Source organism: Micromonospora sp. NPDC047738 (genome assembly GCF_040642675.1).
GTDB lineage: Bacteria > Actinomycetota > Actinomycetes > Mycobacteriales > Micromonosporaceae > Micromonospora.
In genome coordinates, this window is the sequence record NZ_JBEYSO010000049.1 from 1 (window position 1) to 15,039 (window position 15,039).

The window sequence follows — 15,039 nt, forward strand, 5'->3', positions numbered from 1 at the left end:
CCCACGCAGCCGCACCACCACGAACAGCGCAAACTCCTGACCCACGACACTCTCAGCGACCGACTTGACAACCAGCTCTTACGTTGGTGCTTGGAGGTGTTGCGGGCGGGGACGGTGACCACGGCGATACCGTGCTCGGCGGCGAGGTGCCGCATCCGGTCGGTGATCTTTCCGCGGACCTGCTGGGACAGGCGGGTGTTGCGGGTGGCGCCCATGCCCTTGGCTTCCATCGACCGCAGGTCTTCCAGGTAGATGACGGACGCCGCGGCGGCGATCGCCTGGTCGACGGTCCAGCGGGCGGCAGCCCAGGCGAGCGCGGTATTCAAGTTCGCGCGGCGGGCGGACACGTGGCGGATCTCGCCGGCCAGCACCTCGTGTTTCGCTCCCAGATGCTCGTCGGGGCGGCCGCCGAGCAGCCGCGCGTACTGGTCGGCCTTCGCGTGCAGCCGCTCACTGTGGCGCCGCAGGCGGTGCTGCTTGGCCAGGACCCCAGCGGCCCGGAACTGGCCGCCAGCCCCCAACGCCGTGATCCGCCCATCCTCTCCCAGTCGCAGGGCACCCGCGCTGAGGAGCGTGTTGAGGCCCCAATCCACACCGACCGCCACCGTGTGACCGACTCGGGCGGCTTTCGGCACCGGGTGCGTGTACGCCATGTCGGCGCGGACCTTGCCGTCGGTGAGGCGGAGAGTGGGCAGGTGCAGCACCGCCAAGGCGGGAACCGTGGACGGCAACCGGATCGGACACGCCACCCACGTCCAGTCCCGATACGTCCGCGGATCCGGACGTAAAGGAAGCTGCAGCCGCAGCAGCGCACTGGCCGGGTCGGTGTCGCAGCGCTCGATGGTGGCCTGCTGCCGATCACACGCGGCCAACAGCAACATCCGCGGAATCCTCGGGACGCCTTCGAGTTCGAACACATCCACCGGCAGCCGACCGTTGACCTTGACGAACGTGGCAGCCTGCCGGGTCCGGGACTTGATGACGCTGGACGGCAGATGCTCTCCGCCGGGGATCGAGGCCCGCACCTGCTCCCACTCGGCGGGGGTGCGATTGCGCGGATCGGCCGGCCAGGCCGACAGGACCCCGCCGGTCACCTCGGCACGCCACGCCGCCGAACGCAGCACACGCCCCGCCTGCTCCTGCGCCATCCGCACGACCCGATCATTAACCCTCACACCCCCAGGCGGAGCGACCGTCCACCCCAGCCGCCGCAACGCCATCCACGCGTGCGACGGCAACCGCCGCCCACCCGCATCCACCCCGGCCGCCAGCACCTGCACATCCACGGTGTTCCAGTGCTCGCCGATCAGCGCGGCCACCATGCCCGCCACCAGATCGGCACACCAACCGACCCGCTGCGCCAGCACCGCCTGAGACAACGCCTCGCCGGTCTCCTCGTCCACGCCGGTGCGCAGCAAGGCGCGGGCACACGCGGTGCGGGCGGCCTCACCCTCGGCCAGCCGCAGCTTCCCGCTCACCGACTCAACGCCTCAACACCGATCCACAAAACCGGCCCTCACCGCCGACCCACGCCACCGGAACCCTCCCCGAGCCAACCCAAACGTGCACGGGGTGAACACCGACACGCTTCCCGGCCCTGGAAAGCGGAAAACGTTCCACACAGGCCAATCTATGATCACTGATCATCGATAATCAAATCGGTTAGCCTGCGGGTCTCCGGGTACATGCACTCGTTCTCGATGTAGGTGTGCATGGTCAGTGCTTCCAGGATCTGGCTGACCAGCTGCTTCTTCCGGTTCGCGTCCGCACCCGTGTCCTGGAAGTCCTTGAACAGCTTGCGTATTTCGCGGTGGTCCTCGATGAGCAGGTCGATAGCGTCGCTCGGCATGTGACTCCCTCGGCGGCTCCTGGTGGCGACTCCGAGCCTAGACCGGGCCAAAAGCATCATGCAGACAAATCGTCATGCCGCGACGGCCTCTGGCGTCCGCCCGGGCGACGACTCCAGGCACCCGGGTCGTGCCGGCGCGCGTAGCGGTTGGCATGGAGAGGCAGCTACTGCCTGCTCCCGCGACTGCGGGTGACGCGACCGGTCAGGCCGGCGCTGCCTCTCCGATCGCCTGGTCGAGGATTTCCAGACCGAGGGCCAGTTCCTCGCGCGTCGTGGTGAGGGGTGGCGCGATCCGGAAGGTGCTTCCCATGCCGGGCAGCTGCACGACGTTCATGTGGAGGCCGAGCTCGAGGCAGCGGCGGGTGACGTGGGCGCCGAGGACGTCCGAGCCTTCTCGCGTCTCCCGGTCGAGGACGAGTTCGATCCCCTGCATCAGGCCACGCCCCCGTACGTCTCCCACCACGTCGTGCCGGTCTCTGATGTCAATCAGGCCGGCGCGCAGGAATTCGCCGAGCTCCCGTGCCCGTACGTCCATCTGCTCCTGCTGGAGGACGTCGAGCACGGTGTTGCCGACGGCGGCGACGAGGGGGTCGGACACGTGTGTGGTGTAGAAGAGGTAACCCCGCTCGTGGGCCCGTTGTTCGATCTCTTCGGTCGTGATCACCGCGGCGAGCGGCAGGCCGGCGCCCAGCGTCTTGGACAGCGTGAGGATGTCCGGCACGATGCCGTCACGTTGGAAGGCGTACCACGTGCCGGTGCGGCACAGACCGGTCTGCGCCTCGTCGACGATCAGCAGCATGCCGCGCTCGCGGCACTTGCGCGCCAGGGCGGCGAAGTAGCCCGGCGGTGGCTCGATGATGCCGCCAGAGCTGAGGATCGGCTCGACGATGCACGCGGCGAGACTCCCCGAGGACTGGGCATCGACGAGGGCGAACCCGAAGTCGAGCTGCCGCTGCCAGTCCAGCTCCCCGTCCGAGGTGGTGAAGTCGGGGCGGTACGGGTTGGGCGTGGGGATCGCGAAGTTTCCCGGCGGGGTAGGCCCGTAGCCGCGATGGCCGGCGCTGTAGGTTGCGGCGGCTGCGGCGTGCGTCATGCCGTGCCACGACTTGGCGAAGGCGACGACCTCGTGTTTGCCCGTTACGAGCTTGGCCATCCGGATGGCCGCCTCGTTCGACTCGGCGCCGGTCGTCAGCAGCAGCGCCTTCTCCAGTGGCGGGGGGAGGGACTCGGCGAGGCGGCGGGCGAGGTCGACGACCGGGCGCGACAGCATGCCGCTGAACAGGTGGTCCAGGCTCGCGATTTCCCGCTGCACCGTTTGCACGATCGCGGGATGACAGTGCCCCAGAATGGCGCTCATCTGACCCGAGGTGAAGTCCAGGATCTGCCGGCCGTCGGCGGTGTACACGAAGCTACCGGCCGCGCGCTCGATGATCTCGGGTGTGAACGCGGCGCCGTAGCGCACCAGATGGCGGTCGGCGTCAGACCAGAACCGTTCGGCGGCACTCTGCTCGGTAGTCAGCGTCATACGCCTCACGATAGGACCGTTCCTTATGCGGGAAAAGCTGAGGTTTCTGGCTATGCTGTGCGGAATTCGCGCACAGGGGGTTTCCGATGCGGCTGAACACAGCACGCCTGGAGATGCTCAGCCTGCTGGACGGCCTCGGCACCATGCGGGCCGTCGCCGCGGCCCTGCACATGAGTCCGTCGGCAGTGTCAGCGCAGTTGGCGGTACTGGAGGCGGAGGCCCACGCCGAACTCCTGCGGCGCACCGGCCGCCGGGTCCAACTCACGCCTGCTGGGCGCACGCTCGCCCGGCACGCCCGCATCATCCTCGACCAGATCAAGGCCGCTGAGGTGGACTTACAGGGCCTGTCCGGACAACCAACCGGGCCGGTACGCCTCGCGGCCTTCTCCAGCGCCATCCGGGCCGTCGTCATTCCGCTCGCCGCGCGGCTCCGGAAGGCGCATCCAAGGATCGAGCTTGAGGTCGCCGAACTCGACCCACAGGCCAGCCATCCGGCCCTGCGCCGCGGCGACTACGACATCATCGTGACCGCGGACTTCATCGACGGGTCCATGCCGCTGCACCCGGACGTGCACACCATCCCCCTGCTTACCGACGCCATCGTGCTCGTGTTGCCGCAGTCGCAGGTTGCGTCGGAGGCACCGGCGGACCTGACCGACTTCGCCGACGCCGCCTGGTCCATCGACATGCCCGGCACGTACCTGTCGAACCTGGTGACGAGCACCTGCCGGCAGGCCGGCTTCGAGCCGGTCGTGGCTGGCCGCTTTGCCAGCTACGACCTGCTTCTGGCGCACGTCGAGGCCGGCCTGTCCGTGTCGCTCCTGCCCGAGCTTGCCGTGGACCGTCGCTACCACGTCGCGACCCGCCCGCTGCGCCGACCGTTGACCCGCCACGTCTACGCGGCCGTTCGCAGCCGATCAGCTCTCACCGCGGCGAGCCAAATTGTGCTGGACGAACTATGCGACCTCGTTATCGCGGGGTCAGCACACAGAACTCGTGGCCGTCGGGATCGGCCAGGACCACCCAGCTGACCTCGCCCTGGCCGATGTCGATGCGTGTCGCCCCGAGGGAGACGAGACGGTCGACCTCCGCTTGCTGATCACCGTGGGCGGGTGGAGCGAGGTCGAAGTGCAGCCGGTTCTTCCCGGTCTTCGGCATCAGTGGCGGACCACCCCAGGTGATCTTGGGGCCGCCGTGCGGCGAGCGGACCGCGGTCTCCTGGTTCTGATCCCAGACCAACGGCCAGCCCAGCGCCTCGCTCCAGAAGTACCCGACCTCCTGCGAACCGTCGCAGGAAAGCGCTCCGATGAATCCGCAGTCGGCGAGGAAGTTGTTGCCCGGCTCGATGACGCAGAACTCGTTGCCTTCGGGGTCGGCGAGCACCACATGGTCGGCCTCCGGGCCCTGCCCGATGTCGATGTGCCGGGCGCCGAGTTCGAGTGACCTCGCCACCGTCTGCTGCTGGTCCTCGAGGGAGGCGCTGGTCAGATCGAAGTGGACCTGGTTCTGGCCGGCCTTCTGCTCCTGGCTCGGAAGAAATCGGAGCCGGAACCCGGTGTCATCGCGCGGCAGGAGCGCGATGCCGTCCTGGGGGTCGTCGGTTATCTCCCAACCTAGGACGCCGGCCCAGAAGCGCGCGAGACGGAGCGGGTCGTTCGCATCGAAGCAGAGCGCGACGAGGTGACAGGTCATTCCGCTCCGCACCTCCGATCTGATGACTCAAAGCGGCGGACAGGGCACGTCTTCCCTGCTCGTGAGGGAAGCAACGCTAGGCGCTCGGGGTCCTGCCACGCAAAGAGATTTGCGTCGGCGGGCGCGTACGCACGTCGTGTCGACGAGTTCGCCGCCGACCTTCCGCCTGCTGGCGCAAGGTCGGCGGCGAGCGCTGGTGGACACCGCCCTAGCGAAGCGGGATCCCGGCTCGGCGAGCGGCCTGCTGACCGCCGAACACCGGCAGGGCGAGGTGACTCACCTTGGTGTCGACCGTGATGGTCGGCCGCGAGGTGAGCCGCTCGGCTGAGTAACTGCGGTAGCTGCCGACAATGATGACGCCGATCCGGTTGCCGGCGGAGAAGACGTAGTCTTCCGGCAGCAGCGGAATAGTGATGTCGTACGCTTGGCCCGGTGTCATGGGCTCGGCCACCGCGACGGAGTTGCGGTTCTGCCCGTCGAGGATCCCCTTGGTCACCCGCCATTGGGTGACGTTGGCCGGCCGGTACGCGACGGGCCGGTAGCACCCGTCGTCGGCTGGGCTCGACTCGCCGTAGCACTCCTCGGGCAGCGTGGTCTGGAGGACTCCGTCGCCGGTTCGGCTGTTCTGCGTGCTCGGCCCATATTCGACCAGGATCGCGCCGAAGTAGGCCGCGTCGAGGCTCGACGATGCGGTCAGGTTGATCACGGGGGTGCCCGAGATACGTAGGTCCTCCTCGAGCGGCGGGGACAGGAAGGCCAGACGGTTCTCTGCCGGCTGGTTCGGGTTGTCGATCATTGCCGCTTCGAGTTGGTTGGGGTTGTCGACGAACGAACGGGTGGTCGGCGCGCCCGCGGCCGGGGTGAGTGCGAGCCCTCCGGCGCTGTCGGTGCCGGGGCGCAGCCACATGTTGACGTTCCCGGTGCGGGGGATCGGCCAGTCGGCGTGCTGCTCCCAGACGCCGACGGACGGTTCCACGTCGACCTTCGGCTCGTTCACGATGCCGTTGTCGATCCCCTGAAGCCAGTAGTCGAACCAGCGGTGCAGCGTGTCGACCCACACCTCCCGACGGAAGTCGAACGGGTCGATGTGACCAACGCGGCCGACCCACAGCTTGCGCGGGACGTCGTGCGTCTTCAGCGCTTCCCAGAACTTGCTGAAGTGGTCGGGCCGGACGTTGTCGTCCTGAATGCCGTGGACGAGGAACACGCTGGCGTTGATGTTCGCGGCGTCGTCCAGGTAGTTCCGCTCGTGCCAGAACGGCGTGTAGTCGCCGTGCTCGTCGCCGTCGTTGGCCCCTATCTCATTCCAGACCGGCGCGCACCTGGATTGACGCGCCGGGTCGTCAGCCGTGATGGTCCGGGCGAGCGACCCCAGGTAGTTGTTGCCGCGCGTGACGATACCGCCGGTACGCGTGTAGTCGTAGTAGTTGTACGGCCCGGAGATCGGAACGACCGTGGACAGGCCACTGACGCCGGACGCCGCCGCGGCCATCGCCAGCGACCCGTCGTACGACTTTCCGATCATCGCGGACTTGCCGTTGTGCCAGTCGACCACGACCGGATTGCCGTGGGAGTCGTGCCCGCTGCGGCGGCCGTTGAGCCAGTCGATGACTGCCGGACCGGAGGCGTTCTCGTTCGCGCCCTGGATCGTCGGGCAGCCGGTGGAACCGGCCGTGCCGGGCATGTCGACGAGTGCGACGGCGTAGCCACGGGGCACGAAGTAGTTGTCGTAGAACAGCGGCCAGCGGTCGAGCAGGCCATCACCATCGAGGTCGGCCTTGAGTTCGGACTCGTTGCCGCGCCCCAATGTCGCGTAGTACGGGCTGTCGTCGATGATGACCGGCACCTTCAGGCCCTGCTCGCTGGCCGCCGGCCGGATGAGATCGACACGGATGACATCCTTGGTGCCGTCCCGGTCGCTGTCGAAGTCGGTGTCGACCCAGATCCGCTCGCGGATCGCGTCGGCGTAGCCGAACTCCGGCTGGGTGACTCCGTCCTTCACGACGATCGTCGGCGCCTCGACCCGCTCGGCGGCCATCGCCGGTGCCGTCACGGCTAGCATCGCCATCGCTGCGCCGACCGAAACGATCGCCCTCATGGCTTCCCTCCACATCCGGCCCGCGCGGCAGCGCTCACTCGGCGCGCCGGCTCGACCACTACGTGGACGCTACGAAAAGGGCCGATTGGTCGTCATCAAGCAGATGCACGAAGTCCTTGGCGCGCCGCATAGACATCTGCCGAGACGCGCGTCGGTCATCGCCGGCATCGTTATCGTCGGCCGTACGCCGACGGCATGTCGCTGCTGGCACCGTGGCGCCGCCGTCGCATCCGCTCGTCGCCGGTCGCCTGGCGTCGACCGACGAAAGGAGTAACTGGTCATGGTTCCTGCGCCCCGTCGGGCCGCCGCGACGTTCGCCGCCACGCTCGCGCTCGCCCCGCTCACCGCGTGCTCGACAGCCGGCGCGCCGGTGCCCTCCCCGTCGAGCCCGGTCGCCGCCTCCCCGCCGTCCTCGGTCATGCCGGATTTCGCCCGGCTCGAAGCGGAGTTCGACGCTCGGCTCGGCGTCTACGCCATCGACACCGGCACCGGTCGTACCGTCGAGCATCGCGCCGACGAACGGTTCGGCTACGCCTCGACCTTCAAGGCGCTCGCGGCCGCGGCGATGCTGGACGCGGCCTCAACCGCTGAGCTGAATCAGGTGGTCCGCTACGCGCGGGCCGACCTGGTGGCCCACTCGCCGATCACCGAGCGGCACGTGGGGGCAGGGATGACCCTGCGCGAGCTGGGCGACGCCGCCGTTCGATACAGCGACAACACTGCCGCCAACCTGCTGCTGAAGCGGCTCGGCGGCCCGGCCGGCTTCGAGCGGGCGCTGCGCGACCTCGGCGACCAGGTCACCGACCCGGAGCGGATCGAGACCGATCTCAACGAGGCGGCCCCCGGGGACCGGCGCGACACGAGCACGCCTCGGGCCCTCGCCACCGATCTACGGGCGTACGTCCTCGGCGACGCGCTTTCCGCCGAGGACCGTGCGGTGCTGACCGGGTGGCTCAAGGGGAACACGACCGGGGACAAGCTCATCCGGGCCGGCGTCCCGGCCGGCTGGCAGGTCGGCGACAAGACCGGCTCCGGCGGGTACGGCACCCGCAACGACATCGCGGTGATCTGGCCTCCCGACGGCGCCCCCATCGCGCTCGCGGTCCTCTCCAGTCGCGACGAGAAGGACGCGGAGTACGACGACAAGCTGATCGCCCAGGCGGCGAAGCTGACGGTCGAGGCCCTGCGCCGGTAGACGCAGCGCGTCGGATGCCGGCTGAGGTTACGGGTTGAGGTGGGCGGATCGGCTCAGGATCGCGGAGGTGACCGGATCGGTGGTGGCCAGGTCGGGCCGGCGCACGCGGGGCAGTGGTGCCTCGCCGTCCGCCGGCAGGGTGGCGTTCAGCATCACCGTTCGGGCTGGCTGGCCGGGGGAGCGCAGCCGATCGAGCAGCAGCTTGCCGGCCGCCTGGCCCAGTTCGTACGCGGGCTGGTGGATGACGGAGATCGCTGGCGTGAGTAGCCCGGTCCATGGCGCGTCGTCGAAGACCACCAGCTCGACGTCCTGGCCGGGGGTGAGTTGCCGGTCGCGCAGTATGCGTAGGACGCCGACGGCCATCATGCTGTTGGCCACCAGGATGGCCTCGACGTCCGCCGTTTCCAGCAGGGCGTCCGCGGCTTGGCGGCCGCCGTGCTCGTTGAAGGCGGCGTAGCGGATGAGGTTCTCGTCGATCGGCAGTCCGGCGTCCTGTAAGGCTTCTCGGTAGCCGAGCACCCGTTCGCTGGCGGTGAAGACGCGCTGCGGTCCGGTGATGCAGGCGATCCGGCGGTGGCCGTGGGCGATCATGCGGTCGACCGCCGTTCGGGCTGCGCGACGTGAGTCGATCAGGACCGTGTCCACTGCCAGGTCTTGCCGTAACGGCCGGTCCATGGTGATGACCGGCAGGCCTCGGGACAGCAGCCGGTCGACCCGGCTGGTTGCCGACGTCGGCGTGATCAGCACGCCGGATACCCGGTACTGCGCGGCGATGCTGAGGTAGCCCTCTTCCTTCTCCGGGTTCTCGTCCGTGTTGCACAGCAGCAACGAGTACCCGGCCGACTGGGCTACGTCCTCCACGCCGCGGGTGACCTGGGTGAGGAACGGGTTCTCGATGTCCGCGATGATCAGCGCCCAGGTGGCCGAGGTCTGCTGGCGCAGGGATCGGGCCAGCGAGTTCGGCACGTAGCCGAGTTCCCGTGCGGCGCGGCGGACGCGTTCGGCGGTGTCCGGTCGCACGGCGGTGTCGGAGGCGAACACGCGCGACACGGTTGCGGTGGACACCTGGGCGAGCCGGGCCACGTCACGGATGGTGGTCAAGGCGGGCCCTTCGCGGTGGCGTTCCGGTGGTGAGGTGAGCACAGGTTACCTGTCGGGCGGGCGGCGGTCGATGAGCCACGAGCGGAATGTAATCGATTACAGATTTCCGTGGCAAGAAGCGGGTCGGCAAGGCGTGAAAGATTGCCGACTCGTGAAGGGGTTGTTGCGGCTACGTGCAAAAGTCCAGCACAAGAGGGGGTTGTGCCTGTGGCACAGCTCATGTAATCGTCTACATCCACGGGCCGCCTCCGGCCCCGTCCGTGGGAAGGACCTGACAGTGAAGCGGCAAAGAAAACTTGGCGCCGTTGCTGCGGCGACAGCGCTCACCCTCGGGCTCGCCGCATGCGCCGGCGGTGCCAGTGACAACCAGTCCACCAGCGGCGGGTCGGGATCCCTGACCTTCCGGTCGTGGAGTCCGATCGAACAGACCACCCAGCAGATGATCGCGGCGTTCAAGCAGGCGAACCCGGATGCGAAGATCGACGCGACCATCTTCAACTACCCCGAGTACCTGGTCGACCTGCAGACCCGGGCCGCGTCCAACACGATGCCCGACATCGTCGGCCTTCAGCCCGGCGCGCTCACCCAGCAGTACCGGGCCAACCTCATGCCGTTGCAGGACTGCGCCCAGAAGACGTGGGGCGCCGACTGGCAGAAGAAGTTCTATCCGATCGGCATCGAGCAGGCCCGGATGGGCAACCCGGCCGGCGACGAGAACTTCTACACGCTCCCGCTGCTCGTGCAGACCGTGAACCTCTGGGCCAACACCAAGATCTTCGACGAGAAGCACGCCCAGATCCCGCAGACCTGGGACCAGCTCAAGGCGACGGTCAACCAGCTCAAGGGCGGGGAGTACGCGCCGTTCATGCTGCCCGCCAAGGACAGCTGGCTGCGCAACGTCGTCTTCCTGCAGATCGCCAACAACATCGAGCCGGGCCTGGTCTACAAGGCCGAGGACGGCTCCGACTCGTGGACCAACCCCAAGCTCGTCGAAGCGTTCGACTACTGGGGCAAGCTCTTCACCGACGGCATCGCCCAGAAGGGCGCGATCGGCCTGGACGCCTACCCGACCGGCGCGAACCAGTTCGAGGCGGGCAACGCGGCGATGATCCCGCTCGGCGCCTGGTGGATCCAGCAGTCCGACCCGACCAAGACCGGCCTGCCGCCGCTGTCCGAGGGCATGTCCGGCTACCAGCCGTTCCTGTTCCCGACCATCCCGGGCGGCGCCGCCCAGCCGCAGCTCGTCGGCGGCATCGACGTATCGCTGGGCATCGCCAAGAACACCAAGAACCCCGACCTGGCGTGCAAGGTGCTCACCGACTGGATCGCCGGCGCGGGCGCCCAGAAGCTGATCAACACGTTCAACGACCTGCCCGCGGTGACCGGCCTCAACCCCGAGAAGTTCACCAGCGACAAGCAGAAGCAGATCTGGACGACCCTGACCTCGGACTGGATGCCGCAGGTGAAGTACTCCCGCTACCTGAAGACCCCGCAGATGGACACCGCGCTCGGGGACGCACTGTCCGGCATCGCCACGGGTGAGCTGACGCCCCAGGCGGCCGCCGCGAAGGTGCAGGCGGAACAGCAGAAGGTCAACGGCTGAGCGGCCCAGGCCGCCCGAACCAGGCGGATGAGGGTGTGCGGCCCACACCCTCATCCGGCCACGGAGCTGACCAATGAGTGACCACACCGTTCAGAAGCACACCGCTCCCCGGGAGTGGCTTGCCGGAACCCTCTTCCTGCTGCCGGCCATCGTGCTGTTCGGGATCTTCGTCATCTACCCGATCGTCTACAACTTCCAGGCCAGCAGCCTCGACTGGGACGGGGTGAACCCGGGCAGATTCGTCGGTCTCGGCAACTACACCCGGCTCTTCCAGGATCCGATCTTCCTGACCACCCTGAAGAACTCCGGCTGGTGGATCCTGCTCACCATCATCCCGCAGGCCCTCATCGGGTTCTTCCTGGCCATGCTGCTCAACGAGAAGCTGCGCGGCCGGGCGATCTACCGGGCGATCTTCTTCATCCCCGCCGTGCTCTCCCCGGTCGTGGTGGGCATCGTCTGGCAGCGCATCTTCGACCCGTTCAACGGCGTGGTCGCCAAGCTGGGCCGGGCCACCGGGCTCGACTTCCTGGTGCACGGCTACCTCGCCGACCCGAAGACCGCCATCTTCGCCGCGATCGTCGTCAACGTGTGGATGTGGACCGGCTTCTCCATGCTGTTCTACCTCGCCGGCCTGCAGCTCATCGACAGCAGCGTGCTGGCCGCCGCCAAGATCGACGGTGCCGGCACCTGGCGCACGATCCGCAGCATCATCTGGCCGCTGCTCCGGCAGACCCACCTGTCCCTGCTGCTGCTCGGCATCATCGGCTCGCTGAAAACCTTCGAACTCGTCTACGTCCTCACCGAGGGCGGACCCAACCACGCCTCCGAGATGCTCCCCACCTACACCTTCAAGCAGGCCTTCCAACTGCAGAGCGTCGGGTACGCCTCGACCATCAGCGCGGTCCTGCTGCTGATCGCGGTGATCAGCTCGCTGTCGATGGTGCGGGCGTTCGGATCGGGCTTCCTCACCGGAGACGAGAAATGACCACTGACCGCAAGGCCATCCCGGCGACCGGCGCGCCGGCACGAGCCGACTCCGGACCGGTCCGGCCGCACCGGCGACGCCTTCCACACTGGTCACACGCCGTTCTCGCCCCGCTGGCCGTGCTCTGGCTGATCCCGCTCGTCATGGTCGTCGGCCTGTCGTTGCTGCCCACCTCGAACCCGGGCACCACCGCCCTCGGGCTGTTCCCGCAGGAGCCGTCGCTGGGCAACTACGCGCAGATCTGGACGAACAATCCGATCCTGCGGAACCTGGTGAACAGCCTGCTGGTCACCGTCCCGTCGGTGCTGCTGGTCATCCTGTTCGGCTCCATGACCGCGTTCGCGCTGGCGCGGCTGCGCGTACCGCTCAAGGCGGTGATCTTCGGGGCGCTGACCCTGGCGCTGATCCTGCCGATGTCGAGCATCGTGGTGGCCACCTTCAAGATCCTTCAGGCCATGGGCCTGTACAACAACCTGGCCGGCCTGGTGCTCGTCTACACCGCGCTGGGCCTGCCGTTCGCGGTCATCATCATCCGCACGTCGTTCCTCGCGGTGCCGAACGAGCTGTACGAGGCGGCCATGCTGGACGGCGCCAGCAAGTTCTCCGTCTACTGGAAGGTCTACCTGCCGCTGAGCCGGCCCGCGCTGGCCGTCGTGGCGATCTGGCAGTCCATGTCGTCCTGGAACGACTTTCTGCTGCCGCTGGTCACCCTCGAGGACAACTCGCTCAAGCCACTGACCCTGATCCCGCTGGCCTACCGCGGCACTTTCCTCAGCCAGCCGGGCGCGCTGTTCGCGATCCTGGTGCTCATCTCGATCCCGATCGTGGTGGTCTTCCTGCTGGTCCAGCGCCACCTGGTCAACGGCCTGTCCGGGGCGATCAAATGAGCCTGCTCGGCGTCGACCTGGGCACCAGCGGCGTGCGGGTGGTGGCGATCTCGGCGGCCGGCGTCGAGATCGCCGGCGCGGCCCGCGCGACCGCCCTGCACCGGCCGGCGCCCGGCATCGTGGAGACCGACGCCGACGAGGTGCTTGCCGCGGCCACCGCGCTGCTCGCCGAGGTCGCCGCCCGCGACGCGGTGGCCGCCGACCCGCCGGAGGCGATCTCGTTCAGCGTGCAGGGCGAGGCGGTCCTGCCGGTCGACGCCGAGGGCAAGGCTCTCGCTCCGGCGCCGGTGAGCATGGACCGGCGCGGTGCCGGCCTGGCCGACCAGGTCGCCGCGGAACTGGGCGCCGGCGAGGTGCAGCGGATCACTGGCCAGCCGCCGCACCCGATGTTCTCCGTCTACAAGATTCCCGGCTGGACCGGTCCGGACGTGCGCGGCTACCGCTGCCTGGGCGACTACGTCGCCGCCCGGCTCGGCGCGCGGCCGGCGCTGGACACCAGTATGGCGGCCCGTACCGGCGGCTTCGACGTCGACCGCGGCGTCTGGTCGACCGAGCTGCTCGCCGCCACCGGCGTCCCGGTCGCCCTGCTGCCCGAGGTGGTGCCACCGGGCACCATGATCGGCAAGCTCAGCGCCGAGGCGGCCGGCGCCACGGGACTGCCGGCCGGCCTGCCGCTCGTGGTCGGATCGCACGACCAGGCGTCGTCGTTCCTCGGCGGCGGGGGGCGGTTCGGCTCGGCGGCCGTGTTCTCCTTCGGATCCAGCGACTGCCTGACCGTCGGATCACCCGTACGTCCCGGCGGGCTCGTCGGCACCGGCTTGGCGTCGTACCCGATGGGTGAGGGTCGCTGGCTCACCCTGGCCGGCACCGCCGCAGGCGGTTGGGCGCTGGACTGGTTCGCCACGCTGGCCGGCGTCGCCGGGCCGACCGAGCGCGACGCCCTCTTCGAGGCGGCGTCGCCCGAGCCGCCGCAGGTGCTGGTGCTGCCGTACTTCGCCGGATCCGGGACGCTCGACAACGACCCGAGGGCCCGTGGCGCCGTCGTCGGGCTCACCCTCGAGACCACCCGGGAGCAACTCGCCCGCGCCTTCCTCGAGTCGTCCGCGTTCGAGCTGCGCAAGATCGCCGACGCGCTCACCGCGCGGGGCGTCACGATCGGCGCCGTACACGCCGTCGGCGGTGGCGCCCGCAGCCACCGGACGCTGGCCATCCGCGCCTCCGCCGCCGGCCTTGCGCTGACCCCGGTGCCCGGGCACGCGGCCGCCCGCGGCGCGGCCCTGCAGGCCGGCGCCGGCATCGGCCGCTATCCGTCGCTCGCCGAGCTGCCCGCACCGGCTTGCCTGCCGGTCGCCCACCCCGACCCCGGCACGGCCCAGTGGTACGCCGCGCAGTCGCGCCGGTTCCGTGACCTCTATCCGACCCTCATCCCGCACGACCGTAGTTTTTTCGATCCGAAGGAGATCCGGTGACCGAGTTCGACCTGCAGCAGACCAAGCAGGACGTGCTGGACTACTGCCTGCTGTCCATGCGCTACGGCCTCAACTTCAACACCCAGGGCAACATCAGCGTCCGGCTGCCCGGCACGGACCGCTTCCTGATCACCCCGACCGACCTGGAGTACGACCGGATGACGGCCGACGACATGGTGGTGGTGGACGCCGACGCCAACGTCATCGAGGGGCCGCACCAGCCGTCCTCGGAGGTGACCGTGCACCTGGCGGTCTACCGTCGGCGGCCGGACGTGAACGCGATCGTGCACACCGAGCCGGTCTTCGCCAACGTCTTCGGGGTGGCCGGCCAGCCGATCACCGGTGCCCTGGTCAACATGGTCATCTACACCAAGGGCGATGTCCCGATCATGCCGTTCGCCCTCAGCAACCGCACCGAGTTCGGCGACGCGATGTGCGACGTGATGGGGGACCTGAACGCCGTGGTCTGGGCGAACCACGGGCTGCTTACCGTGGGCGAGAACCTGCGGGACGCGTTCAAGACCACCGTCGCGGTGGAGAGCGCCGCCAAGGTGCTGCTGCACGCCCGGGCGTTGACCGACAAGCCGATCGTCCTGGACTACCACTCGCTCGGCATCACCACGTCGCTCTGAGGA

The 15,039-nt window shown here is 68.7% G+C and carries 13 protein-coding genes; 7 read left to right on the forward strand and 6 right to left on the reverse strand.

What is annotated here, in order from left to right:
- The 3 genes from ABZ783_RS35240 to ABZ783_RS35250 all read right to left on the reverse strand — a co-directional run.
- On the reverse strand, nucleotides 1-1,478 hold a 1,478-nt coding region (locus tag ABZ783_RS35240), incomplete at its 3' end, for a hypothetical protein (RefSeq protein WP_357446782.1).
- Nucleotides 1,479-1,636: 158 nt separating this feature from the next.
- Nucleotides 1,637-1,849 carry a hemerythrin domain-containing protein gene (locus tag ABZ783_RS35245; protein WP_357446785.1) on the reverse strand — a complete coding sequence of 71 codons (213 nt, stop codon included), beginning with the start codon at nucleotides 1,847-1,849 and terminating at the stop codon, nucleotides 1,637-1,639.
- 202 nt (nucleotides 1,850-2,051) lie between these two features.
- Entirely contained in the window at nucleotides 2,052-3,311 is a 1,260-nt protein-coding gene (locus ABZ783_RS35250; protein WP_357446788.1) for an aspartate aminotransferase family protein, read from the reverse strand.
- 149 nt (nucleotides 3,312-3,460) lie between these two features.
- Here ABZ783_RS35250 and ABZ783_RS35255 point away from each other — a divergent pair, with 149 nt between their 5' ends.
- The gene (locus ABZ783_RS35255) at nucleotides 3,461-4,405 is read left to right on the forward strand and encodes a LysR substrate-binding domain-containing protein (RefSeq protein ID WP_357446791.1); all 945 of its coding nucleotides are present in this window, start codon (nucleotides 3,461-3,463) and stop codon (nucleotides 4,403-4,405) included.
- Here ABZ783_RS35255 and ABZ783_RS35260 read toward each other — a convergent pair.
- On the reverse strand, nucleotides 4,344-5,066 hold the full coding sequence (locus ABZ783_RS35260) for a VOC family protein (RefSeq protein WP_357446794.1): 723 nt from the start codon (nucleotides 5,064-5,066) through the stop codon (nucleotides 4,344-4,346). The genes ABZ783_RS35255 and ABZ783_RS35260 overlap by 62 nt on opposite strands.
- Nucleotides 5,067-5,274: 208 nt before the next feature.
- The gene (locus ABZ783_RS35265) at nucleotides 5,275-7,164 is read right to left on the reverse strand and encodes a CocE/NonD family hydrolase (protein ID WP_357446797.1); all 1,890 of its coding nucleotides are present in this window, start codon (nucleotides 7,162-7,164) and stop codon (nucleotides 5,275-5,277) included.
- 280 nt (nucleotides 7,165-7,444) lie between these two features.
- On the opposite strand from ABZ783_RS35265, the gene bla reads away from it, so the two are divergent.
- Nucleotides 7,445-8,359 carry a class A beta-lactamase gene (gene bla / locus ABZ783_RS35270; RefSeq protein WP_357446800.1) on the forward strand — a complete coding sequence of 305 codons (915 nt, stop codon included), beginning with the start codon at nucleotides 7,445-7,447 and terminating at the stop codon, nucleotides 8,357-8,359.
- Nucleotides 8,360-8,386: 27 nt separating this feature from the next.
- Here bla and ABZ783_RS35275 read toward each other — a convergent pair whose 3' ends face one another.
- On the reverse strand, nucleotides 8,387-9,460 hold the full coding sequence (locus ABZ783_RS35275; protein ID WP_357446803.1) for a LacI family DNA-binding transcriptional regulator: 1,074 nt from the start codon (nucleotides 9,458-9,460) through the stop codon (nucleotides 8,387-8,389).
- A gap of 277 nt (nucleotides 9,461-9,737) precedes the next feature.
- On the opposite strand from ABZ783_RS35275, the gene ABZ783_RS35280 reads away from it, so the two are divergent.
- The 5 genes from ABZ783_RS35280 to ABZ783_RS35300 all read left to right on the forward strand — a co-directional run bounded on the left by ABZ783_RS35280 (nucleotide 9,738) and on the right by ABZ783_RS35300 (nucleotide 15,036).
- A complete protein-coding gene (locus tag ABZ783_RS35280) occupies nucleotides 9,738-11,063 on the forward strand; it encodes an extracellular solute-binding protein (RefSeq protein WP_357446806.1) in 1,326 nt (441 codons plus the stop codon).
- Nucleotides 11,064-11,136: 73 nt separating this feature from the next.
- Nucleotides 11,137-12,048 (forward strand): sugar ABC transporter permease, encoded by a 912-nt coding sequence (locus tag ABZ783_RS35285; protein ID WP_073836037.1) that lies wholly within the window; start codon nucleotides 11,137-11,139, stop codon nucleotides 12,046-12,048.
- Nucleotides 12,045-12,935 (forward strand): carbohydrate ABC transporter permease, encoded by an 891-nt coding sequence (locus tag ABZ783_RS35290; protein WP_357446809.1) that lies wholly within the window; start codon nucleotides 12,045-12,047, stop codon nucleotides 12,933-12,935. Before ABZ783_RS35285 ends, ABZ783_RS35290 begins: the two co-directional genes overlap by 4 nt.
- On the forward strand, nucleotides 12,932-14,404 hold the full coding sequence (locus ABZ783_RS35295) for an FGGY-family carbohydrate kinase (RefSeq protein WP_357446812.1): 1,473 nt from the start codon (nucleotides 12,932-12,934) through the stop codon (nucleotides 14,402-14,404). The genes ABZ783_RS35290 and ABZ783_RS35295 overlap by 4 nt, the downstream gene beginning before the upstream one ends.
- Complete coding sequence (locus ABZ783_RS35300) at nucleotides 14,401-15,036, forward strand: class II aldolase/adducin family protein (protein ID WP_222870800.1); 636 nt, start codon at nucleotides 14,401-14,403, stop codon at nucleotides 15,034-15,036. The genes ABZ783_RS35295 and ABZ783_RS35300 overlap by 4 nt, the downstream gene beginning before the upstream one ends.
- Nucleotides 15,037-15,039 lie beyond the last annotated feature (3 nt).